General features: G+C 68.2%; 15 protein-coding genes. 9 read left to right on the top strand and 6 right to left on the bottom strand.

The window, feature by feature from the left end; genetic code table 11:
- The first annotated feature begins 56 nt into the window (after positions 1-56).
- Together VFQ05_09960 and VFQ05_09955 are read left to right on the top strand one after the other, a co-directional pair.
- The gene (locus VFQ05_09960; protein HET9327086.1) at positions 57-1952 is read left to right on the top strand and encodes an aspartyl protease family protein; all 1896 of its coding nucleotides are present in this window, start codon (positions 57-59) and stop codon (positions 1950-1952) included.
- Between the two features lie 102 nt (positions 1953-2054).
- Positions 2055-4391, top strand: a complete 2337-nt coding sequence (locus VFQ05_09955; protein ID HET9327085.1) for a kelch repeat-containing protein — start codon at positions 2055-2057, stop codon at positions 4389-4391.
- 17 nt (positions 4392-4408) lie between these two features.
- On the opposite strand, the gene VFQ05_09950 is transcribed toward VFQ05_09955, so the two are convergent.
- From VFQ05_09950 to VFQ05_09940, 3 genes are read right to left on the bottom strand one after another with little or no spacing between them, the layout of a single operon-like run.
- Positions 4409-4885: a thioesterase family protein gene (locus tag VFQ05_09950; protein HET9327084.1), complete on the bottom strand. Its 477-nt coding sequence runs from the start codon at positions 4883-4885 to the stop codon at positions 4409-4411.
- 6 nt (positions 4886-4891) lie between these two features.
- On the bottom strand, positions 4892-6151 hold the full coding sequence (locus VFQ05_09945) for a GNAT family N-acetyltransferase (protein HET9327083.1): 1260 nt from the start codon (positions 6149-6151) through the stop codon (positions 4892-4894).
- Positions 6148-6657, bottom strand: coding sequence for a hypothetical protein (locus VFQ05_09940; protein HET9327082.1), 510 nt, complete (start codon positions 6655-6657; stop codon positions 6148-6150). The genes VFQ05_09945 and VFQ05_09940 overlap by 4 nt, the downstream gene beginning before the upstream one ends.
- Before the next feature lie 181 nt (positions 6658-6838).
- Between VFQ05_09940 and VFQ05_09935 the strand changes: the two genes are divergently transcribed.
- Positions 6839-7444, top strand: a complete 606-nt coding sequence (locus VFQ05_09935) for a hypothetical protein (protein HET9327081.1) — start codon at positions 6839-6841, stop codon at positions 7442-7444.
- A gap of 232 nt (positions 7445-7676) precedes the next feature.
- On the opposite strand, the gene VFQ05_09930 is transcribed toward VFQ05_09935, so the two are convergent.
- The gene (locus VFQ05_09930) at positions 7677-8771 is read right to left on the bottom strand and encodes an MraY family glycosyltransferase (GenBank protein ID HET9327080.1); all 1095 of its coding nucleotides are present in this window, start codon (positions 8769-8771) and stop codon (positions 7677-7679) included.
- 1 nt (position 8772) lies between these two features.
- Complete coding sequence (locus VFQ05_09925) at positions 8773-9657, bottom strand: glycosyltransferase family 2 protein (GenBank protein HET9327079.1); 885 nt, start codon at positions 9655-9657, stop codon at positions 8773-8775.
- Positions 9658-10447: 790 nt separating this feature from the next.
- Between VFQ05_09925 and VFQ05_09920 the strand changes: the two genes are divergently transcribed.
- From VFQ05_09920 to VFQ05_09910, 3 genes are read left to right on the top strand one after another with little or no spacing between them, the layout of a single operon-like run.
- Positions 10448-11800, top strand: coding sequence for a sigma-54 dependent transcriptional regulator (locus VFQ05_09920; protein ID HET9327078.1), 1353 nt, complete (start codon positions 10448-10450; stop codon positions 11798-11800).
- The gene (locus tag VFQ05_09915) at positions 11797-13284 is read left to right on the top strand and encodes an ATP-binding protein (protein ID HET9327077.1); all 1488 of its coding nucleotides are present in this window, start codon (positions 11797-11799) and stop codon (positions 13282-13284) included. The genes VFQ05_09920 and VFQ05_09915 overlap by 4 nt, the downstream gene beginning before the upstream one ends.
- The gene (locus tag VFQ05_09910) at positions 13281-13739 is read left to right on the top strand and encodes a hypothetical protein (protein HET9327076.1); all 459 of its coding nucleotides are present in this window, start codon (positions 13281-13283) and stop codon (positions 13737-13739) included. The genes VFQ05_09915 and VFQ05_09910 overlap by 4 nt, the downstream gene beginning before the upstream one ends.
- Positions 13740-13745: 6 nt before the next feature.
- On the opposite strand, the gene VFQ05_09905 is transcribed toward VFQ05_09910, so the two are convergent.
- Positions 13746-14234 carry a Mut7-C RNAse domain-containing protein gene (locus VFQ05_09905; protein ID HET9327075.1) on the bottom strand — a complete coding sequence of 163 codons (489 nt, stop codon included), beginning with the start codon at positions 14232-14234 and terminating at the stop codon, positions 13746-13748.
- A gap of 124 nt (positions 14235-14358) precedes the next feature.
- Here VFQ05_09905 and VFQ05_09900 point away from each other — a divergent pair, with 124 nt between their 5' ends.
- The 3 genes from VFQ05_09900 to VFQ05_09890 all read left to right on the top strand — a co-directional run bounded on the left by VFQ05_09900 (position 14359) and on the right by VFQ05_09890 (position 18370).
- Positions 14359-15558: a hypothetical protein gene (locus VFQ05_09900; protein ID HET9327074.1), complete on the top strand. Its 1200-nt coding sequence runs from the start codon at positions 14359-14361 to the stop codon at positions 15556-15558.
- A gap of 66 nt (positions 15559-15624) precedes the next feature.
- Positions 15625-15975 carry a heavy metal-associated domain-containing protein gene (locus VFQ05_09895; protein HET9327073.1) on the top strand — a complete coding sequence of 117 codons (351 nt, stop codon included), beginning with the start codon at positions 15625-15627 and terminating at the stop codon, positions 15973-15975.
- Positions 15976-16027: 52 nt separating this feature from the next.
- On the top strand, positions 16028-18370 hold the full coding sequence (locus tag VFQ05_09890) for a heavy metal translocating P-type ATPase (protein HET9327072.1): 2343 nt from the start codon (positions 16028-16030) through the stop codon (positions 18368-18370).
- Positions 18371-18389 lie beyond the last annotated feature (19 nt).

Below are 18389 nucleotides of genomic sequence, written 5' to 3'. Positions count from 1 at the left end.
CAGCGCACCGAGCTTATAATGCGGCCCGCGGCTCATCAACCACATGGAGGCTGGTCATGACGTCGTCGAGCGTGAAGCGTCGCGACCGCGTGAGTTCGTCCTTCCTCGTTGCCTGCCTCGCGCTCGTCCTGTTCGCCGCTCCGGCCCGCGCGACGATCACCCCGGATGCTCAGAAGATCGTGGACCGTCATCTGAAGGCGGTGGGCGGCCGTGATGCCTGGATGCGTGAGCGTGCGCTGCACGTCAAGGGATCGGTCCAGGCGTTCGGCCTCACCGGTCAGGTGGAGATCTGGTCCCAGCGCCCCGATCGCTCGGCCAGTGTCACGAGCATTGGGCCGTTCACCATCCGCGAAGGGAACGCAGGCGGTGTCGCCTGGCAGGTGGACCAGAACGGCAAGCTCTCGCGACGGGACGGCAAGGACCTCGAAGATTCCCAGGCTTCGACCTACTTCGAGAACGAGCTGTGGCTGACGGACGACCAGGGCGGCGGTGCCGTCAAGCGCGTCGAATCCGAGCGAGACTCGGCCGGGCGCTACGACGTGCTCGAGGTCACGCCGCCGGTCGGGCGGCCGCGGCGCCTGTGGTTCGATCAGAAGAGCGGGCGCCTTGCGCGAGTGGTCTCGCGCCGCGATCAGCAGACGATCGTGAACCGGATGACGGACTACCAGATGATCGAGGGTCGGTGGCGGCCACGGCTCACGGTGGTCGAAGTCGAAGGCATGCCGATGAACACGGCGCGCCTGACCCTGGACAGCGTGTGGGTGAATCCCACGATCGAGGCCTCGGTGTTCGCTCCACCGACGCCGTCCACGAGGGACGTGCGGTTCGTGGGCCGTGCCGACTCCGCGCGAATTCCGTTCGTCTACCGCACGCGCCACGTCTGGGTGAAGGCATCCGTGAACGGCGGACCGCCCGAGGACTTTCTGGTCGACACCGGCGCGAGTCTGACGGTGATCGACAGCGCATTCGCCGCGCGGCGCGGCATCGCGACCGAGGGCCAGATCGGCGTCACCGGCGCCGGGGCCGCGGGCGGCGCGTCGTTCTCGGCGGTCGATTCGATCGTGGTGGCAGGCGAGGGCGGCGGTGTGGTGATCGGCCATCAGAAGGTGGCCGTGCTCGGCTTGAATCCGCATCTCGAGCCGTTCTTCTGGCGACCGATCGCCGGAGTGCTGGGCTACGACTTCATCAGCCGCTTCGTGATGGAAGTGGACTACGACCGCGGTGTGATGACCCTCCATGATCCCAAGACGTTCCGTGGAACCGGGTTGGGGGCTGCGGTGCCCATGACGATGGCCGGCAACATTCCGGTGGTCAAAGCACGGCTCGATTCTGTGGAAGGAGAGTTCCGTCTCGACGTCGGTAGTGGCTCCCCGGTGGACATGCACAGTCCGTTCGTCAGGAAGCACGACCTCCACGCGAAAGCCGGAAGGAGCTTCCAGGTGACGGGTGGCGGTTTCGGCGGCACATTCACGAGCACGTTGTGCCGGATGAAGTCATTCGCGATCGGCCCCTACCAATGGAAGGACCCCATCGTGGTGCTGTCCCAGGCGACGACCGGCGGACTGGCGAGCGAGGACTATGCGGGCAACATCGGCAACCAGATCCTGGAGCGCTTCAAGGTGACTTTCGACTACGACCGGCGGGTGGTCTATCTGCAGCCCGGTCAGCGCTACGGTCAGCGCGATCGTTTCTCGATGGCGGGTTTCCAGCTGGCCAAGCTGGGCGACCGCTACGAGGCGATGCAGGTGCTCCCGGGCTCAGCCGCCGCCAAGGGCGGGCTCAAGGCGGGAGATCGCGTGCTGACCATCGACCGGCAGACGGTCGCTTCCTACGATCCGGAAGTGCTGAGACGGATGTTCGAGGAAGGAAAGGCCGGCGAGCGCCACACGCTCGAGGTCGAGCGCGGCAGCAAGAAGAAGAAGATCACGCTGACGCTTGCGGAGATTCTGTAGCGCCCCCACCATGAAGGTTGAGGACTCGACGCGGCGGCGACTAGACTTCGCCTGTCGATCGCGCCGGACGTAGCCTCTCCAGTCCCGCGGACGAGGGCTGCCATGACTCATCTTCGACGCGTCGCGTCCTTCCGCACGCTCGGCTTGCTCCATGCCGCGTTGCTATTGGCCCTTGCTTCGGGCGCCTCGGCCCAGATCGGTGTCTGGCGCGAGTCTCAGCTTCCCGCTCGCCAGGGGCATTGCGGCGTCTTCGATCCGACGGGTCGCCGGCTGGTGACGTTCGGCGGGATGGAAGCGACGACGCTTCGTGCCGGCGTGTGGGAGCTCTCCCTGCCCGATCTCGGGCCTTCGCGATGGCGACCGGTCGCGGCCCTCGGGTTGCCGCCATCGCCGCGCGCCGGCCACACGGGCATCTACGATCCGGTGCGGCATCGCATGGTCGTCTTCGGAGGAAACGACGGCGCCAGATCGAACGAGGTATTGGCGCTCTCGCTCACGGCTCCTGAGACCTGGAGCCTTCTCACGCCGAGCGGTTCGCCGCCCACCGCCCGCGAGCTGCACGCGGCGATCTACGATCCGGTCGGCGATCGGATGATCGTCTTCGGAGGCACCGACGGAACCAAGCTGAACGACGTGTGGGCGCTGTCGCTCGCCGATCCGCCCGTGTGGACTCTTCTGACGCCCGCGGGGACGCCGCCGACACCCCGAAGCGGCGCCAGCGCGGTCTACGACTCGCAGCGCCAACGAATGGTCGTGTTCGGCGGGAAGCCCGACTCCGGAGACGGCAACGAGACCTTCGCGCTCGACCTCGCCGGCCCACCTGCGTGGTCCCAGATCGTCACCTCGGGAACGGGGCCGGGGCAGCTGACGCGGCACGCGGCGCTCTACGACGCGCCGCGTGATCGCATGCTGATCGTCTCAGGCGAGAGCTTCTTCGGAGACCAGGTGAGACTCGACAGCTATCAGCTGAATCTCGCGGGCTCGCCGACCTGGCAGTCCTTCACGATCATGATGGGATCTCGCAGCACGTTGATCTATGACGCGCCCAAGGACCGCGCCATCCTCTACGGGGGATGCGTCGACACTCCGCCAGCCACCACCAGCCAGGCATGGATCGTTCCGCTGACTGGGACGGCGCCCGCGACTCGTCTGGTGCCGTCGTTCGGCCCGCGCACCGGATGGATCGATGAGACTGCCGTGTTCGATCCCGTCCGCCGCCGAACCCTGGTCTTCGGCGGAGTATTCGTGGACTTCCTCGAGCCTATCTTCTCGAGCTTCACGTCCACGTTCATCATCCCGCTATGGCAGGGACCCAACCCGCCGCCAGACCTGGTCTACGACTGGATCAACTTCGGGAACTCCGGAGCTCTCCCCTCGCCGCGCTATGCACACTCCGCCGTCGTCGACGCTCCCGGCGACCGCATGATCGTCTTCGCGGGCCACTCGGAGTCCTCCCTTCAGCCCGTCAATGATGTGTGGTCCCTCGAGCTCGGCACGGGAACCTGGTCGGCGCTGGAGCCCACGGGAGATCCACCCGCGGCGAGACTCGAGCACTCGGCCATCTTCGACAGTCCGGCCCGCAGGATGATCGTGTTCGGCGGGCAGACGGTCGCCTTGTTGCCACCCTTGAATCCACTGAACGACCTGTGGCAGCTCGATCTCGACGTCAGCCCTCCCGCCTGGTCGCCGATCACGCCTGAGGGCACGCCGCCGCCGGCCCGCTCGTGCCACAGCGCGATCTTCGACGTCGCCCAGCGACGCATGGTCGTGTTCGGCGGTCGGGATGCGAGCGACGCGCTCCTCAACGACGTCTGGTCCCTGGACCTGAACGGCACCCCGACCTGGACGGAATTGACGCCGAGCGGAACGCCGCCGTCGCCGCGCGATCAGCACGCCGCGATCTACATGGGAGGGACATCTCCTCGCATGCTGGTGTACGGCGGGAACGCCACCCGCGAAGTCTGGAGCCTTTCGTTGAACGGGAGCCCGGCTTGGACTCTGGAATCCGTCGGCGTCCCTCCCGACGTTTCGGATACGCCGCTCGCCGTGGTGCCTGGCGCCGATGGCGTGCCATTCGACGACGGCCCGACGATGCTGATCCTGGGTGGCAAGAGCGCGAGCGTCTGGGAGCTGCGATCTCCGACCTCGGTTGCCGTGGGCGCGAGCCCCTCCAGTGGGCTTCGGCTTCGGGGCGTCCGACCCAATCCCACCGCCGGGCTTTTGAGCGTTGCCTTCACGCTCGAAGACGGCGCCAAAGCGACACTCGACCTGTTCGATCTCTCGGGTCGTCGGGTGGCGACGCGCAACGTTGGCGTGCTCGGCGCGGGAGCACATGTGGTTTCGATCGCAGAGGCCACGTCACTCGCTCCCGGTCTCTACTGGGTGCGACTCACTCGCCTCGGTCAGTCGGAATCGGCCAGAGTCGCCGTGGTGCGCTGAACGAAGGCATGCCGGGCTCAGCCGAGACGCGCTGGATCCCGATGAGCGGCTCGAGCCAGCGGACGTCCTTCCATGGACTCGAGCTCACGCACCAGCTCCGGCGGCACCGGGATGCTGCGCTTGGCGGCGTAGTCGTAGCAGACCTGGACCGAGGTCGCCTCGACCACGAGCCGCCGCGTCGCTCGCTCCCGGATCTCGTAGGTGAAGGCGAACGACTTCGAGCCGATCCACTCGCAGCGGATCCCCACTTCCAGCACCTCCGAGACCAGGGCCTCGGAGCGAAAGTCGATGGTGACGTGAGCCAGGATGAAAGGAACGCGCCGGTAATCACCGCTCGGCTCGATCCGTTCCCAGTAGATCTGCCGGGCCACCTCCAGGTACGTGACGTAAACAGCGTTGTTGAGGTGACCCATCGCATCCGTGTCGCGGAAGCGCGGTCGCATCTCGTGCAGCACGGTGAACGGCCGATTGGATTCGGGACGGGCTGCGTTCATGCGGTCCTAGAAGGCGTTGAACTGATAGACGTAGACCGGGCGATGGCGGAACCAGCCTTCCACCAGCTCGGCGGCATCACCGGTGGACGACGCCAGGGAGACCTCGACGGCGCGCGCGGCGGAGAGCGTGCCGGTCACGATCGGCGACAGCACATCGATCGCCGCGGATAGCCGCGGAAGCCTTCGTGACGGCTCGGGCCCGACGTGAAGGCGGCCCTCGCGCGCCGTCACGTGGTACACGCGGGCGTTGACCGGGAGCACCGGATCCTGGATCTCCAGCGCGATCTCGCCGGTCGCGCTGGACGTGATGGGCAACATCTCGAGCGCGCCCTTGACGTCGGTGATCCGCATCATCGCACCCGTGGCCAGCCCTCCCGTGTCGAGATAGGGCCCGATCTCCGCCGCGGGGCGCAGGTTCTGGGCGGTGCGCAGGAGCGCCGCCCACGCTCCGTCGTGCGGCGACGCATGGTGGATCTCCTCCACCTGGTCGCGCAGCGATGCCAGGTGGCCGACCAGGCCGCGGTGCGCTTCGGGCGTCGCCGCCACGAACTCGTTGAGACTCACCGCCAGGCGGAAAGGCCCGTGCGAGTTCTCGACCTCGTAGTAGAGATAGCCTTCGACCTGGCCCCGCCGCCGGCCTTCGTACACGACCCAGTCGCCGGGATAGTTCCACAGACGGCGCTCCCACCATTCGGCCGTGCGCGAGATCGCGAAGTGGCCCTGCTGCGCGACACGCTCGTACAGCGCTTCGACCGCCGAGCGGTCCGGCAGCATCAGTCTTCGCACGCGGCGGGACTCGTCGGCCAGAGGAAGGTTCGACGCCGAGACCGCGAGCTGATGAAGGTGCTCGATCACCCCATAGCCCAGTTTGCGGTAGTACGAATTGCGGAAGGCATAGAGGATGGACAGATGATTCGCGCGCTGTCGCATCTCGCGCAGCGCGGCGCGCATGGCGGCCTCGCCGACGCCTCGCCGGCGATGCTCGGGCGACACCGCCACCGAGCCGATCCCCGTGAGTGGGAGCTTCTGTCCTCTCACCCATGCCTGGAGCGGATAGAGGACCAGCGACGCCACGACCTGGCCTTCGAGCTCGACGACCCGCACGTCGCGAAGGGTGAAGCGCGGATGATCGGTGTAGAACTCGCGGCGCTTCTCGACGCTCGCCACCCGATAGGTGCGCGAGCCGAGCTCGGCGAGCGTCTCGACGTCGGTCCGCCGAGCCGGGCGGTAGCGGATTGCGGGCGGTCGCGGGCCTTTCGGGCTCAACGCCGCGCCTCCTGATCGTGGATGAACACGATCGTGCCCGACCGCGAGCGGATGATTCCCGGCCCGCGCAGACGACTCCCGTTGCCCAGCGCGGCCATGACCTCGGCGGGTTGAATGTCGGGATCGAACCGGCCGAGCAGCTGGAAGTGATAGCTGCCCTCGGGCAGCGGGCCGCCGGGCCCGAACACCGGCGGCGATTCGAAGCGGCGGTCACGCAGCGTGAAGCGAGTGCGGCCCAGCACCTCGGAAGACCCCCCTGGGGGATAGATGTAGAGCTCGAGCACGGTAGCGTCCGGCAGATCCATGCGGCCCTTCGCGCGCATCGCGCCCGCCCCGTCGCGCTCCACCTCGAACTCGCGAAGCAGCGCCTCGCCCCTGGAGATCCCGCTGGTATCGGCCTTCGGGTCGAGACTCTCGAACGTGAGATTGGAATCGCTCTCGCGCGGCTGCGAGCCGCAGCCGGCCATCATCACCGCGGCCATGGCCGCCCACAGCATTCTGATCATCGCCCGCAAACTAGCGAACCTCGCCCGGAGGGGAAAGCGCGAATCGCACGCCCTCGCCACGAAAGCGGCTGCCGCTACGGTCCTTGAGGCCTGCCGCGGGCTTTGCTAGCTTCCCCGGCCTACTTCGACCGGGTGAGTGCTCGCAGAGCACGAAAGGAGCTGGATGGTGAGCAGGGGTGGGATGAGAGGCGACGGCTCCAGTCGCTGGTGGGTCTGGACGGCCGCGAGCATGCTTCTCCTCGGCGCAGCCCCGCTCCAGGCGCAGGAAACCGATCTCTGGGCGCGAGGCACCAGTTGGCTCTCGGTACGCGCCGGATACGCCAAGTCGACCGCGGCCGGAGCGGCCGACGGCAACATCGGCGTCGGATTCGGCTTCGCCCGCTTCCGCAACTCCAAGTGGTCCTACGGAGCGCAGGCGGCGTTCGACATTCTCGGCCGCTACGGTGACGCCGTCGAGATCGAGTCTCCCTGGACGCTCGAGATCCTGCGTCACTACCGGTGGCGGACGCCGGCTCGACCTTACATCGGACTGGGCGCCGGCGCTTACTACAACAAGCTGAGCGGGACCGGCAATGACCTGGCGGCCATCAATCCCGGCGTCTATCTGGCCAGTGGTCTCAACACCCAGATCAGCGCGAACGGCCTCTTTGGCTTCGACATCCGGATGAGCTGGGTGGGACTCTCGAACCAGACCAATCCGGTCTTTGGCGGAGAAGCCACGCTCGGCGAAGAGCAGGACATCGCGCTTCACTGGAGCATCAAAGCGACGTACTCCTTCGCCCACTGACGAGCGCCGCTCCGTCATTCCCTCGACGCTGCCGACCATCATCGCGGCGCCGCCCGTGGTTCCCGTCTGTGTTGAACCGCGAGGATATGCCCGGTTCTCCGCGGCATGAAATCTGCCGAATCGCGCTCGACGGATCGGGCGTGGCCGGGGGCGGTCGAGCGGCCGGGTCGAAGGGACCGTGGCGGGGAGCCTCCGAGGTCGATCACCGCCTCGGCCGTGCCTCGCGGCGCGATCAGCGCGAGGACGGCGGCTCGATTCGTTGGATGCGCCGGTCCACGAACTCGAGCACCTGGATCGCCAGATAGATTCCCATCGCCAGCAGCGCCACCACCAGCCAACCGTAGTGGCGCGGCAGGACCGACAGCACCACGGCCGTCACGCCCAGGTAGGCGCAGACGTACCACAGCACCAGCACGGCCGAGCGCTTCGACAGGCCGATGCTGAGCAGCCGGTGATGGATGTGCCCGGCGTCGGCGACGAAGACCGAACGGCCGCTGAGCGCGCGGCGCCCGAACGCCAGCAAGCCATCCAGGATCGGCACGCCCATCGCCACCAGCGGAAACAAGAGGGTGATGGTGGCGGCGCCTTTCCGGTTGTCGATCAGCGAGATGGTGGCAAGCGCGAAGCCGAGGAATTGACTGCCGGTGTCGCCCATGAAGACCCGCGCCGGAGGAAAGTTGTAGCGCAGGAACCCGAGCGTCGCGCCCGCGAGCACCGCGGTCAGGAAGAGCACGTAGATGTCCTCGTGAATCCGCCCGACGGTCCACAGCGTCATCGACGCGATCAGCACCGTGCCGGCGGCCAGGCCGTCGAGACCGTCGATCAGGTTGATGGCGTTGGTGACGAGCAGGATCCACGCGATGGTCAGCGGCGCGCTCATGGACCCGGTCGAGATCTCGCCGATGAAGGGCAGCGTGATCCGTGGAATCCCGAGTCCGAACTGGATCAGGACCACCGCGGCCACCGCCTGGAAGAAGAGCTTCACCGCCGGAGAAGCGCCGCGGACGTCGTCGAACGTGCCGAGCGCCAGGATCACCAGGCTGGCGATCGAGAAGCCGACGAAGGGCCGAGGGTCGATCACCCCGAGCGGTCCCGGCAGCAGGTAGGCGGCCCAGGCCACGGCGAGGACGGCGAAGGCCATCGACCATCCGCCGAGCTTGGGCACCGGCGTCTCGTGAACGCGGCGAGGGCCGGGATGATCGACCGCGCCGAGGCGCAGCGCCAGGGCCCGCACCGGCGGTGTCAGCAACAGCGTGAGCAAGGCGGCCGCCACGAAGAGAATGAGCGAGTAGGGGATGCGGACGCCGCCGAGCCAGGGGAAGACCACGTCAGCGCGGCTTCAGCGCGTTCGCGGTCATCATCAAGCCCGCGCGCAGGAGGATGAAGCCGTCGGCCAGCAGCGCGACCAGCGGGTGGGTCGGATGATGCTTGTGGAAGTACCGCATCATGCCGCGGTGACGCTCGATGATGAGGCGATTCGAGACGCGTCGTCGGCTGGCGCCGACCTTGTGCGTCGCGCGGGCTTCGGGAACATAGGTGACGGTCCATCCTCCGTCTCCCATGCGCCGGCACCAGTCCACGTCCTCGTTGAACATGAAGAAACCATCGTCCATCGGGCCGACGGCCTGAATGGCCGCCCGGCGAACGAGCATGCACGCTCCCGAGACCCAGTCCACGTCCCTCACCGTCCGGTGATCCCAGTCGGTGAGGAGGTAGCGGCGCGAGAAAGGATTGCCGGGAAACCAGCGAGTGAGCAGTGAATAGCGGTTGAACAGGAAGGACAGCGCGTCGGGAAAGGCGCGGGCCGAGTACTCGATGGCGCCCTCCTCGGTCAGGAGCTGGGGTCCGACGATGCCGGCCCTCGGATGCTCCCGAGCGTGACGCATCATGATGCGCACCGCGTCGGGCGAGAGAAAGCAGTCGGGATTCATGACCAGCACGAACTCGCCCCGCGTCGCGGCGATCCCCTGGTTGACCGCCTTCGCATAGCCGAGGTTCTCGTCGTTCTCGATCAGCCGGGCGTCGGGATGCTCGCGCGCCATCCACGTGGCGACGCCGTCGCCGGAGGCGTTGTCGACGACCACGATCTCACTCTCGACTCCCTGCGTGGCTTCACGCAAGGCGTCGAGGCAGGTGGGAAGCGCGTCGAGGGAGCGGTAGTGAACGACGACGGTGGAGAGGTCCATGCGGGCCGAAGGAAGGCTTTCGGGCACACGAAGTCTAGCACCCGCCGAGAGGACCTTGAAAACCGGGGCCGAGGAACGAAGCGCGACCGTTCCGCGCCACGAACGAAACCGCCGAGCCCGGCGAGAAGGTCGCTCGCAGGAACTCGGCGGTTTCTTGATGCCTTGAGCGGGCGACGAACCTGTTGGAGCCGCTCCCCACTTACTCTCCGGGCTCCTCGAGTCCGTCGATTCCCGCTCAAGATTCTTATACTACGGACGGCCGCGTAGGGCGCAACCGCTCTTTAGAGCAGCTCTACGCGCGTGGACGCGTTGGGGGCGGTCTCCTTCCGCCCGCCTTGGTTGTCAGCCTCTCAGTGACAACCACGCCCAAAACGCGGCCGTCGTTACTTCTTCTTCGGCTCGAAACCTCCGCCAGGCTTCGAGCCACTTCGAAAGCTCCAGAGGCACGGGCCGGTCTGAGGGTGCAAAGTCACGGATGCGTTGTCCCTTGCGAACCGGCCCGACCCATGAAGCTCACCACCCCCGATGGTTTCCGTGGGGACTCCTGATGCGGACGGCCCATCGGTACTGCAAGCGCATGAGCACTTCATGTGACGCTCGCGGTTCCGCGTCGCGTCTCCGAAGTCCTTTGCCAGATTGGTGCCACGATGACGATTGGTGAGAAGGAACTTGCCAAGGTGCTACCACGAGCTAACTTCGCCTTGCCGGCAGGACCCATCGAGGATGTGGAAGAACCTGTGGATTTCCGGGAGATACTGAGTAATATCTACCGACCAGGAAAAAAGGAAATGGTTCAGCCCCCCTCCGAGGACCCTTGATGAGAGTCCTGGTCGTCGACGATCACCTGGCTTCAGCCGAAGGACTGCGGGACTACCTCAAGGAGTGGGGTCACGAATCGCACTGCGCTTCCGGCGCCGCCGAAGCGCTGGTCGTCCTCGAGTCCTGGCGTCCCGACGTCATCGTGTGCGATCTGCTCATGCCACCCGGTCCTGGGGGCCTCGAGCTCCTTCGCCAGGTCCAGGTCGCCGATCCGTGGATCGGGTTCATCATGCTGACCGGTCAGGGCACCATCGAGGACGCCGTATCGGCGATCCGGGAAGGGGCCTTCGACTTCCTCACCAAGCCGGTGGACCTCGAGCGATTGCGACTTCTGGTCGATCGGCTCGGCGAGCGGAACTCCATGCATGACGAAGTGGTGAGGCTGCGTCAACGCCTGGCTCATCTCGACGACGACGTGGTGGTCAGCCGCTCTCCCGCGATGCGGCGGGTCATGGACCTGGTGGAGCGGGTGGCCCCTTCCACGGCCTCCGTGCTGGTCACCGGAGAGAGCGGTTCGGGCAAGGACTTCGTTGCGCAGCGGCTCCACCAGCTTTCGGGCCGGTTTCAGGCCCCCTTCATCGCGGTCAACTGCCCGGCCATCCCCGAGGCTCTGCTCGAGAGCGAGCTCTTCGGCCACGAGCGCGGGGCCTTCACCGGCGCCATCAGCGAGCGCTCCGGCCTGTTCGAGCATGCGGGAAGCGGCACCTTGCTCCTGGACGAGATCACCGAGATGGCGCCGGGACTCCAGGCCAAGCTCCTGCGCGTCCTCGAGACGCGACGCTTCCGCCGCGTCGGCGGTCGTGAGGAGCGAAGCGCCGACTTCCGGGTCGTCGCCGCCACCAATCGCGATCCCGAGACCGCGGTGCGCCAGGGACGGCTCCGCGAAGATCTGTACTACCGGCTCAACGTGTTCAGCCTGGCGATGCCGGCGCTGCGCGCCCGCAAGGAGGACATCGCCCCGCTCGCCGCCCGCTTCATCGCATCGTTCGCCGAGCAGAACGGGCGCGCGGTGGAAGGCCTCTCCAACGAGGCGTTGATCGCTCTCGAGGGGTACGACTGGCCGGGCAACGTGCGCGAGCTTCGGAATGCGATCGAACGGGCCGTGGTACTGGCGCGCGGCTCGGTGATCGAGCTGAGCGACCTGCCGCAAAGGATCGCGCGGCCGCTCGGCCTGATCGAGCGTCTGCGTTCGGGTGAGGTGGAGCCGCTCCACGAAGTGGAGCGCAAGGCGATCCTGGACGCGCTCCAGAGTTTCGCGCAGAACAAGACCCACGCCGCGCGAGCGCTGGGGATCAGCCTCAAGACCCTGCACAACAAGCTCAAGCTCTACGCCCGAGGAGAGACGGCGTGAGGCTGCCGATCAGCCTGCGGGCCTCGCTGTCTCTGTCGATGGTCGGGCTCGCCGTGCTGGTGGCCATGCTGGCGATCGGCGTCCACCTGACGCTGGCGGTTCAGGAGATCATCCATGCGTCGGCGGAGCGCTCGCGGGCGCTCGCGCACCAGACCGCTTGGCTGGCCGGGCGCGCGGCGCGCGCCTCGTCCGCTTCCATCCCGAACGCCATCCAGGGCGACCGCGCGCTGAAGTCGCTGTTCGAGAGCGCCGTGGCCGGAGATCCCACGATCTACGACCTGACGATCGTCGATCGCCGAGGTGTGGTGCTGGTCCATTCCCAGGGCCTGCGGGTGGGACAACTGGCTTTGACTCGTCCGGATATCGAGGCCCTCGAAGAGGGCAACGTGTTCCGTCAGGGCGCGCGCCTCCTCGGCCCGTCCCGTGCCTTCGAGGCGCGCGTGCCGCTGAACTCCGGGGGGCGGCCCTTCGGGGAAGTGCGCGTCGGCCTGTCGACGGCGCTGATGAAGACCGCGCTCCTCGAGTCCCTTCGCGCCGGACTGTGGGTGACCGCGGTCGCGCTGCTGCTGGCGATCCTCGTGGCGCTCATCTCCGCCGAGCTCCTGTCCCGCCGCGTTCGCGCGATGACCACCGGCCTCGAGCGGCTCCGTGGCGGAGACTTCGACTACCGCCTTCAGGTGGAAGGCCGCGACGAGCTATCGGTGCTGGCTTCGTCGATCAACGCGCTGGGCGAGCGCCTGGAAGCCATGCGGCACCGGGCGGCGGCGGGTGAGGTGGACCACGACGAGCTGCTGGACGCCACCGGCCAGGCCTCGGCCTGGGCCCGCGTGGCGCGAGGCCTCACTCACGAGCTGGCCGATTCGCTCCACGCCGCGCAGCTCCACCTGGGCCACCTGAGAGCCAAATGGAATCTCGCGCCCGATGATGCGCAACGTCACCTCGAGGTGGTGGATCAGGAATTCGGTCGGCTGAAGACCGTGCTCGAGCGCTTCCGCGGTTTCTCCCAGCGTGGGGAGATGCGACCCGACTGGGTCGACCTGCAAGGGCTGCTCGAGGAGGAAGTGGATCGCGCGCGCCAGAGCATGAATCCATCCATCGAGATCCGGCTGGACGCCAGAAGTGCTCCCGAGCGCTTCTGGGGGGACGGCCTGCTGCTGCGTCAGGCCATCACCCAGCTGATCACCAACGCGGTGCAGGCCATGCCCGATGGCGGCCGCGTCACCGTCAGAGTGGACCGGCATGGTGGCCGCGTCGCCGTCACCGTCAAAGACGATGGCGCCGGCATCCCGGAAGAGCTTCACGGCCAGGTCTTCGACGAGGATTTCACCACCAAGCCGCGTGGGTCCGGCGTCGGACTGGCGGTGGTGCAGAAGGTCGTGAAGCTACACAAAGGGCGCGTCCGCCTGCACTCCGCGCCTGGTCAGGGGACGGAAGTGGTGCTCGAGCTGCCCGAGAGCAAGCTCGAGCCGGTCGGCGCGGCATGAGGCGCTCCTCGACGGCTGGCTGGCTGAGCGCCGTGCTCCTGCTCGCGCTCATGGCATCCCTGACGGGGTGTGCCCATCGGCCGAGGCAGACCGGGGTCCCCATCGACCAGCGGCCCACGCCGCCACAGCCGCCGCCCGAGGACGCGGGGAATCCCGGATCCTCCGCGGCCACGCCCCCGCCGCCGAGCAGCGGCTCTTCGCTCGGCACGACGATGACCGACGCGGAGCGCGAGCAGGCGCGCCAGCGCATCATCGCCGACACCACGGCGGCCAGCGCGGCGGTCCGCAAGTGTGCGGCGTCGAAGTCCCTGCTGCCCGATCAGGAGTCGGTGTTCGAGACCACGCGCGGCTACCTCGTGCAGGCTCGCGCCGCGTTGAAGCGCAACGAGCTCTGGCAGGCGGAGTCGCTGGCCCGCAAGGCCCGGCAGCTCGCGCTTTCGCTCGAGTGCCACTGAGTCGGCTCACCCCTCGGGCGGATGTCCGCCCAGGAGCGGTCGTCCGAGGGCTTCCTCAAGCCACACTCTCAATCGCGCGACGTGGGAGCCCTCCCAGTACCACTTGCCGCAGCTCGGACAGTAGGTCAGCTCGCGCGAGGTGCGCAGGACGCGACCAGGGACCTCGCCGCGGGCCTCGAACGCGTGCCTTTTCTGGAGGGCGACGTTGCACTCCGGGCAGCGACTGAACGGCGGGCCGGCCGGTTCCGCCTCTCCCGCGATGACCCGCACGAGCTCACGCGCGTCGGTCCGGGGCAGCGAGCGGCTGGTCACGTCCGCGAAGCGCCGGGGATGACGGCCGCTGGTCGTGAGCACCACGCGCCCCTCGGCCCGGCCCAGCTCGAGGAGCTCCTCCAGGCGAGCGCCGGGTGAGACCAGCACGTCATAGCCGAGAAACCGCAGCCGGCGAGCCAGAAAAGCCAGCGACGAATCGGTGACGAAGCGCGCGGGAGCCACCCCGGCACGCTAGCGATCGTCCTCGTTCGCGGCAAGAGCGGCAGGCGGCGCAGTCTGGCCTGCGCCAGCCGCTTGGGGGTGCCTATTGACGGCACGACGGTGGTCCCCCAATGTCGGATGCCTGATGGACGCCCCTCCAAGACGGACCCGCCGCGGGTCGTCCCACGATCGAGTCGAAGTCTGGAGCCTTCCTCGCCGGCGGTTCCTGACGGTGCTGGCCGGCGCGGGCGCGTACACCGTCCTGCGGCCCGCCGAGACCTGGGCGAAGAAGCTGTCTCGCCCGCGGCCCCCCGTTCAGCCCTGGTCGCTTCCCGCGGCCCCTCCCGGCGATCCTCAGGCGCTGGCGAGAGCCCTGGCAGGGGCAGCGGTCCTCGCTCCCAGCCAATGGAACTCTCAGCCCTGGAAGCTCGAGTTCAACGGGACCTCGATGCGCCTGCTGGCGGACGCCAGCAGAGCCATGCCGATCACCGATCCCGACGGCAGCGGCCTCATGCTGTCGCTCGGCGCGGCGCTCGAGAACGTGCTCGTGACTCTGCGGGCGTATGCCTATCGACCTTCGGTGACCTACTTCCCCTCCGGCGAGAAGACACAGGTCGTGGCCTCGGTGAGCTGGTCGCACGCCGAATCCCGTCGCGACCGGGATCTCTTCGCCGCCATCGTCCAGCGCCGCACCAACCGGCGCTCCTATGACGAGCGCGGGCTCTTCATGCAGAGCCGCGCCGCACTCTCGGCGCTGGTCCCGAGCGAGCTCGAGCTCTACTGGATCGACGACCGGCAGAGCATCCGCAAGGTCGCGGATCTGGCCTACGACGCGACCCGCGAGCGCATCCTGGATCCGCGCGCGCAGGCGGAGTGCTACTCGTGGACCCGCTTCGGCGATGACGACGCGCGCGAGCGCGCCGACGGCGTCACGGTGGACGACATGGAGATGAATGGGCCGGCGCGCTGGCTGTCCGGACGATCGCTTCGCCCCGGCAGCCTCTTCCTCGGCTTCGGCGCCGGCAGCGCGGCCAAGCAGGCGCGCGAGCAGGTCCGCTCGGTGGGCGCGCTGGCGCTGCTCACCACGCCCCACGACGGCGACGCGGCCCGGCTCATCGCGGGACAGACGTACGAGCGCTTCGCGCTGCGGGCGACGCACCTCGGCATCGCGCACCATCCGATCCAGGCGCCGATCGAGCGCACGCGCTATCGCGCCGAGCTCGGGCGCCTGTTCGGCGCCATCGACGAGCGTCCGCTGATGCTCCTGCGTCTGGGCCACGCCAACAAGCCCCGGCCCTCGATGCGTCGCGGCGTGACCCTCGTCGCCAGCTTTCGGAACACCTGATTGGCGCGCGCTTCAGCCTGCCCGCTGACGGACTAGCCCCCGCCCTGTGCTAGGCTCCACGGCCCGATGAAGAGCGAAGTCCTCAATACCCTGGTCCTGGTCGCCGCCGTTCTGGTCGCGGCGATCGGCGGCCCCTGGCTCTGGCAGCAGGTGCGGAGCCTTCCCGGACAACGCGCGCTGGCGGCGCGAGCGGGAGAGCGCATCGTCACCCTGGAAGTGGGTGGCATGACCTGCACCGGCTGCGCCACCAAAGTCCAGGGTGAGCTGGCCGCCTTGAACGGGGTATCGGCGGTCGAAGTGCGGCTGGCTCAGGACAAGGCCTTCGTGGTGTGCAGCCCGAGCGTCGAGGACACGACCCTGCTCTCGGCGGTCCGCCGGGCAGGTCCAGGATTCGCGGCATTCGTAACGACGCCTTAGCCAGAGCAGGCGAGCGGAATGCCCGCAAAAACGTCTGTGCTAACGTCCCGTCGTGAGCACCTCCGCCGAGTCACCTCGTCCCCTCGAAAGCGAACACCGGCCCTACGATCCAGGGTCTGACGGCTGCCTCGAGATCCTGTCGGACCGCCTCCGGCACAGCCCGGGTGTGATCGCGCTCGAAGCCGACTTCCCCGAGAACCGGCTCACCGTGCGCTATCAGCCGTCGATGGTGGAGCCCGACCAGCTGAACGCCCTCGCCGAGGAAGTCGGGGCGCTGTTCGCCCAGCGCGTCACCACCTGCGAGCGCCGCACTTCGCTCGACGCGTGCGAGGAGTGCGCACTGCGGCTCGGGCGCATCCCCGGCTCGCTCGACGAGTTCCGGGTCACCGCCGAGCAGGGCCGTGTGGGCCTCTCGCGCCGCCACGTTCCCGACGACACGGTCGAGCTGGTGAGGCCGCTCGGGAAGACCTGGGGCGCGCGCTTCACCGCCGACGAGCAACAGCAGCTCGGCAAGAGCCGGATGATGGCCCTGCTCACCGGCGGATGCCTGGGATTGCTGATCCTCGGAATGATTCTGGACCGCACCGCGCAGCCGGCCGGGCTGGTCACCGCCGTCTACACCCTGTCCGCGATCTGCGGCTCGTGGTTCGCGCTGCGCTCCACGCTGCGCTCGCTGCTCGACCGCCGGCTCGACGTCAACCTGCTGATGATTCTCGCCGCCCTCGGCGCAGGAGTGATCGGCTACGTGTTCGAGGCCGCGGTCCTCATGTTCCTGTTCTCGCTCAGCAACACGCTCGAGGTCTACACCATGGGCCGGACGCGGCGCGCCATCCACGCGCTGCTCAAGCTCCGGCCGGCCCGCGCGCTGGTCCTGCGCGGCGACCGGGAGATCGAGGTCGACGCCGAGAGCGTGCGGATCGGCGAGCGCGTGGTGGTCAAACCCGGCATGACCGTCCCGGTCGATGGCGTCGTGGCGTCCGGGGCGTCGCTCATCGATCAGAGCACCCTCACCGGCGAGTCGGTTCCGGTCGAGAAGCAGGCCGGTGACCGGGTGTTCGCCGGCACCTTGAACCAGGCCGGAGCGCTCGAGGTGCGGGTCACGCGCGAGTCCGGCGACACCACGCTGGCGCGCATCGTCGCCCTGGTCCAGGAAGCCCAGGAGCAGAAATCGCGCAGCGAGGAGATCGCCGATTGGGTCGGCCGCTATTACACCATCGCGGTCGTGATCGGCGCGCTGGCGATGATCGTGGTGCCCTGGGCGCTCGGCCATCCCTTCGCGCCTTCGTTCTATCGCGCCATGACGCTGCTGGTGGTGGCCTCCCCGTGCGCACTGGTGATCGCCACGCCGGCCACCGTGCTGTCGGCCATCGCCAACGCCGCGCGCAACGGAATCCTGTTCAAAGGCGGGCGCTTTCTCGAGGCCATGGGCCGGGTGCGAGCGGTGGCCTTCGACAAGACCGGAACCCTCACCCGCGGCCGATTCGCCGTCACCGACGTCGAGGGGCTCGCGGACGCGTCGGCGGACCAGATCGTGGCGTGGGCGGCGAGCGCCGAGAAGCGCTCGCAGCATCCGCTCGCGCAGGCCGTGGTGCGCGAGGCAGAGAACCGCGGGCTCACGGTTCGATCCGCGGACCACCTGGTCAACCACCTAGGCAAGGGCGTGGTCGGACGCGTGGAAGGCAACACCGTCGAGATCGGCACGCCGGAGCTGTTCCGTCATCTCGGCATCACCGTCCCGCCCGCTGGCCTCGAGCGGGTGAGCGCGCTGAGCGCTCAAGCCAAGACCGCCATGCTGGTGCGCTCCGGCGAGAGCTGGGGTGTGATCGCCGCCGCGGACGAGATCCGCCCCGCGGCTCCGGCCACGGTCGAAGCGCTCAGGAGAGGCGGTGTGCGGTCCGTGGTGCTGCTTTCGGGTGACAGTGCGCCCACCGTGGCGGCCGTCGCGCGACGAGCGGGAGTCGACGAGCACCATGGCGAGCTGCTTCCCGAAGAGAAGGTGAAGGTGGTCGGGGACCTCGAGCAGCGCTACGGCGCGGTGGCCATGGTGGGCGATGGCGTCAACGACGCTCCCGCGCTGGCGCGCGCCACCGTGGGCGTGGCGATGGGCGGAGTGGGCAGCGACGCGGCCATGGAGAGCGCCGACGTCGTCCTGATGGGCGACGATCTCAAAGCGCTTCCCTACGCGTTGACGCTGGCGCGGCGCGCGCGGAGCATCGTGATCCAGAACGTGGCGATCGCGTCGGGCGTCATGCTGACGCTGGTGGCACTGGTGTTCGTCGGGCATCTCACGCCGCTCGGCGCGCTGAAGCTTCCGGTGGCGGTCTCGGGACACGAAGGCAGCACGGTGGTCGTCATCCTGAACGGCCTTCGGCTGCTGGCAGGGAAGCGTGGTTGATCGCGGCACCGCGACGCGG

Source organism: Candidatus Eisenbacteria bacterium (assembly GCA_035712145.1).
Classification (GTDB): domain Bacteria; phylum Eisenbacteria; class RBG-16-71-46; order RBG-16-71-46; family RBG-16-71-46; genus DASTBI01.
The sequence above is the reverse complement of the archived record's forward strand: the minus strand, read 5'-3'. Positions and strand labels throughout refer to the sequence as shown.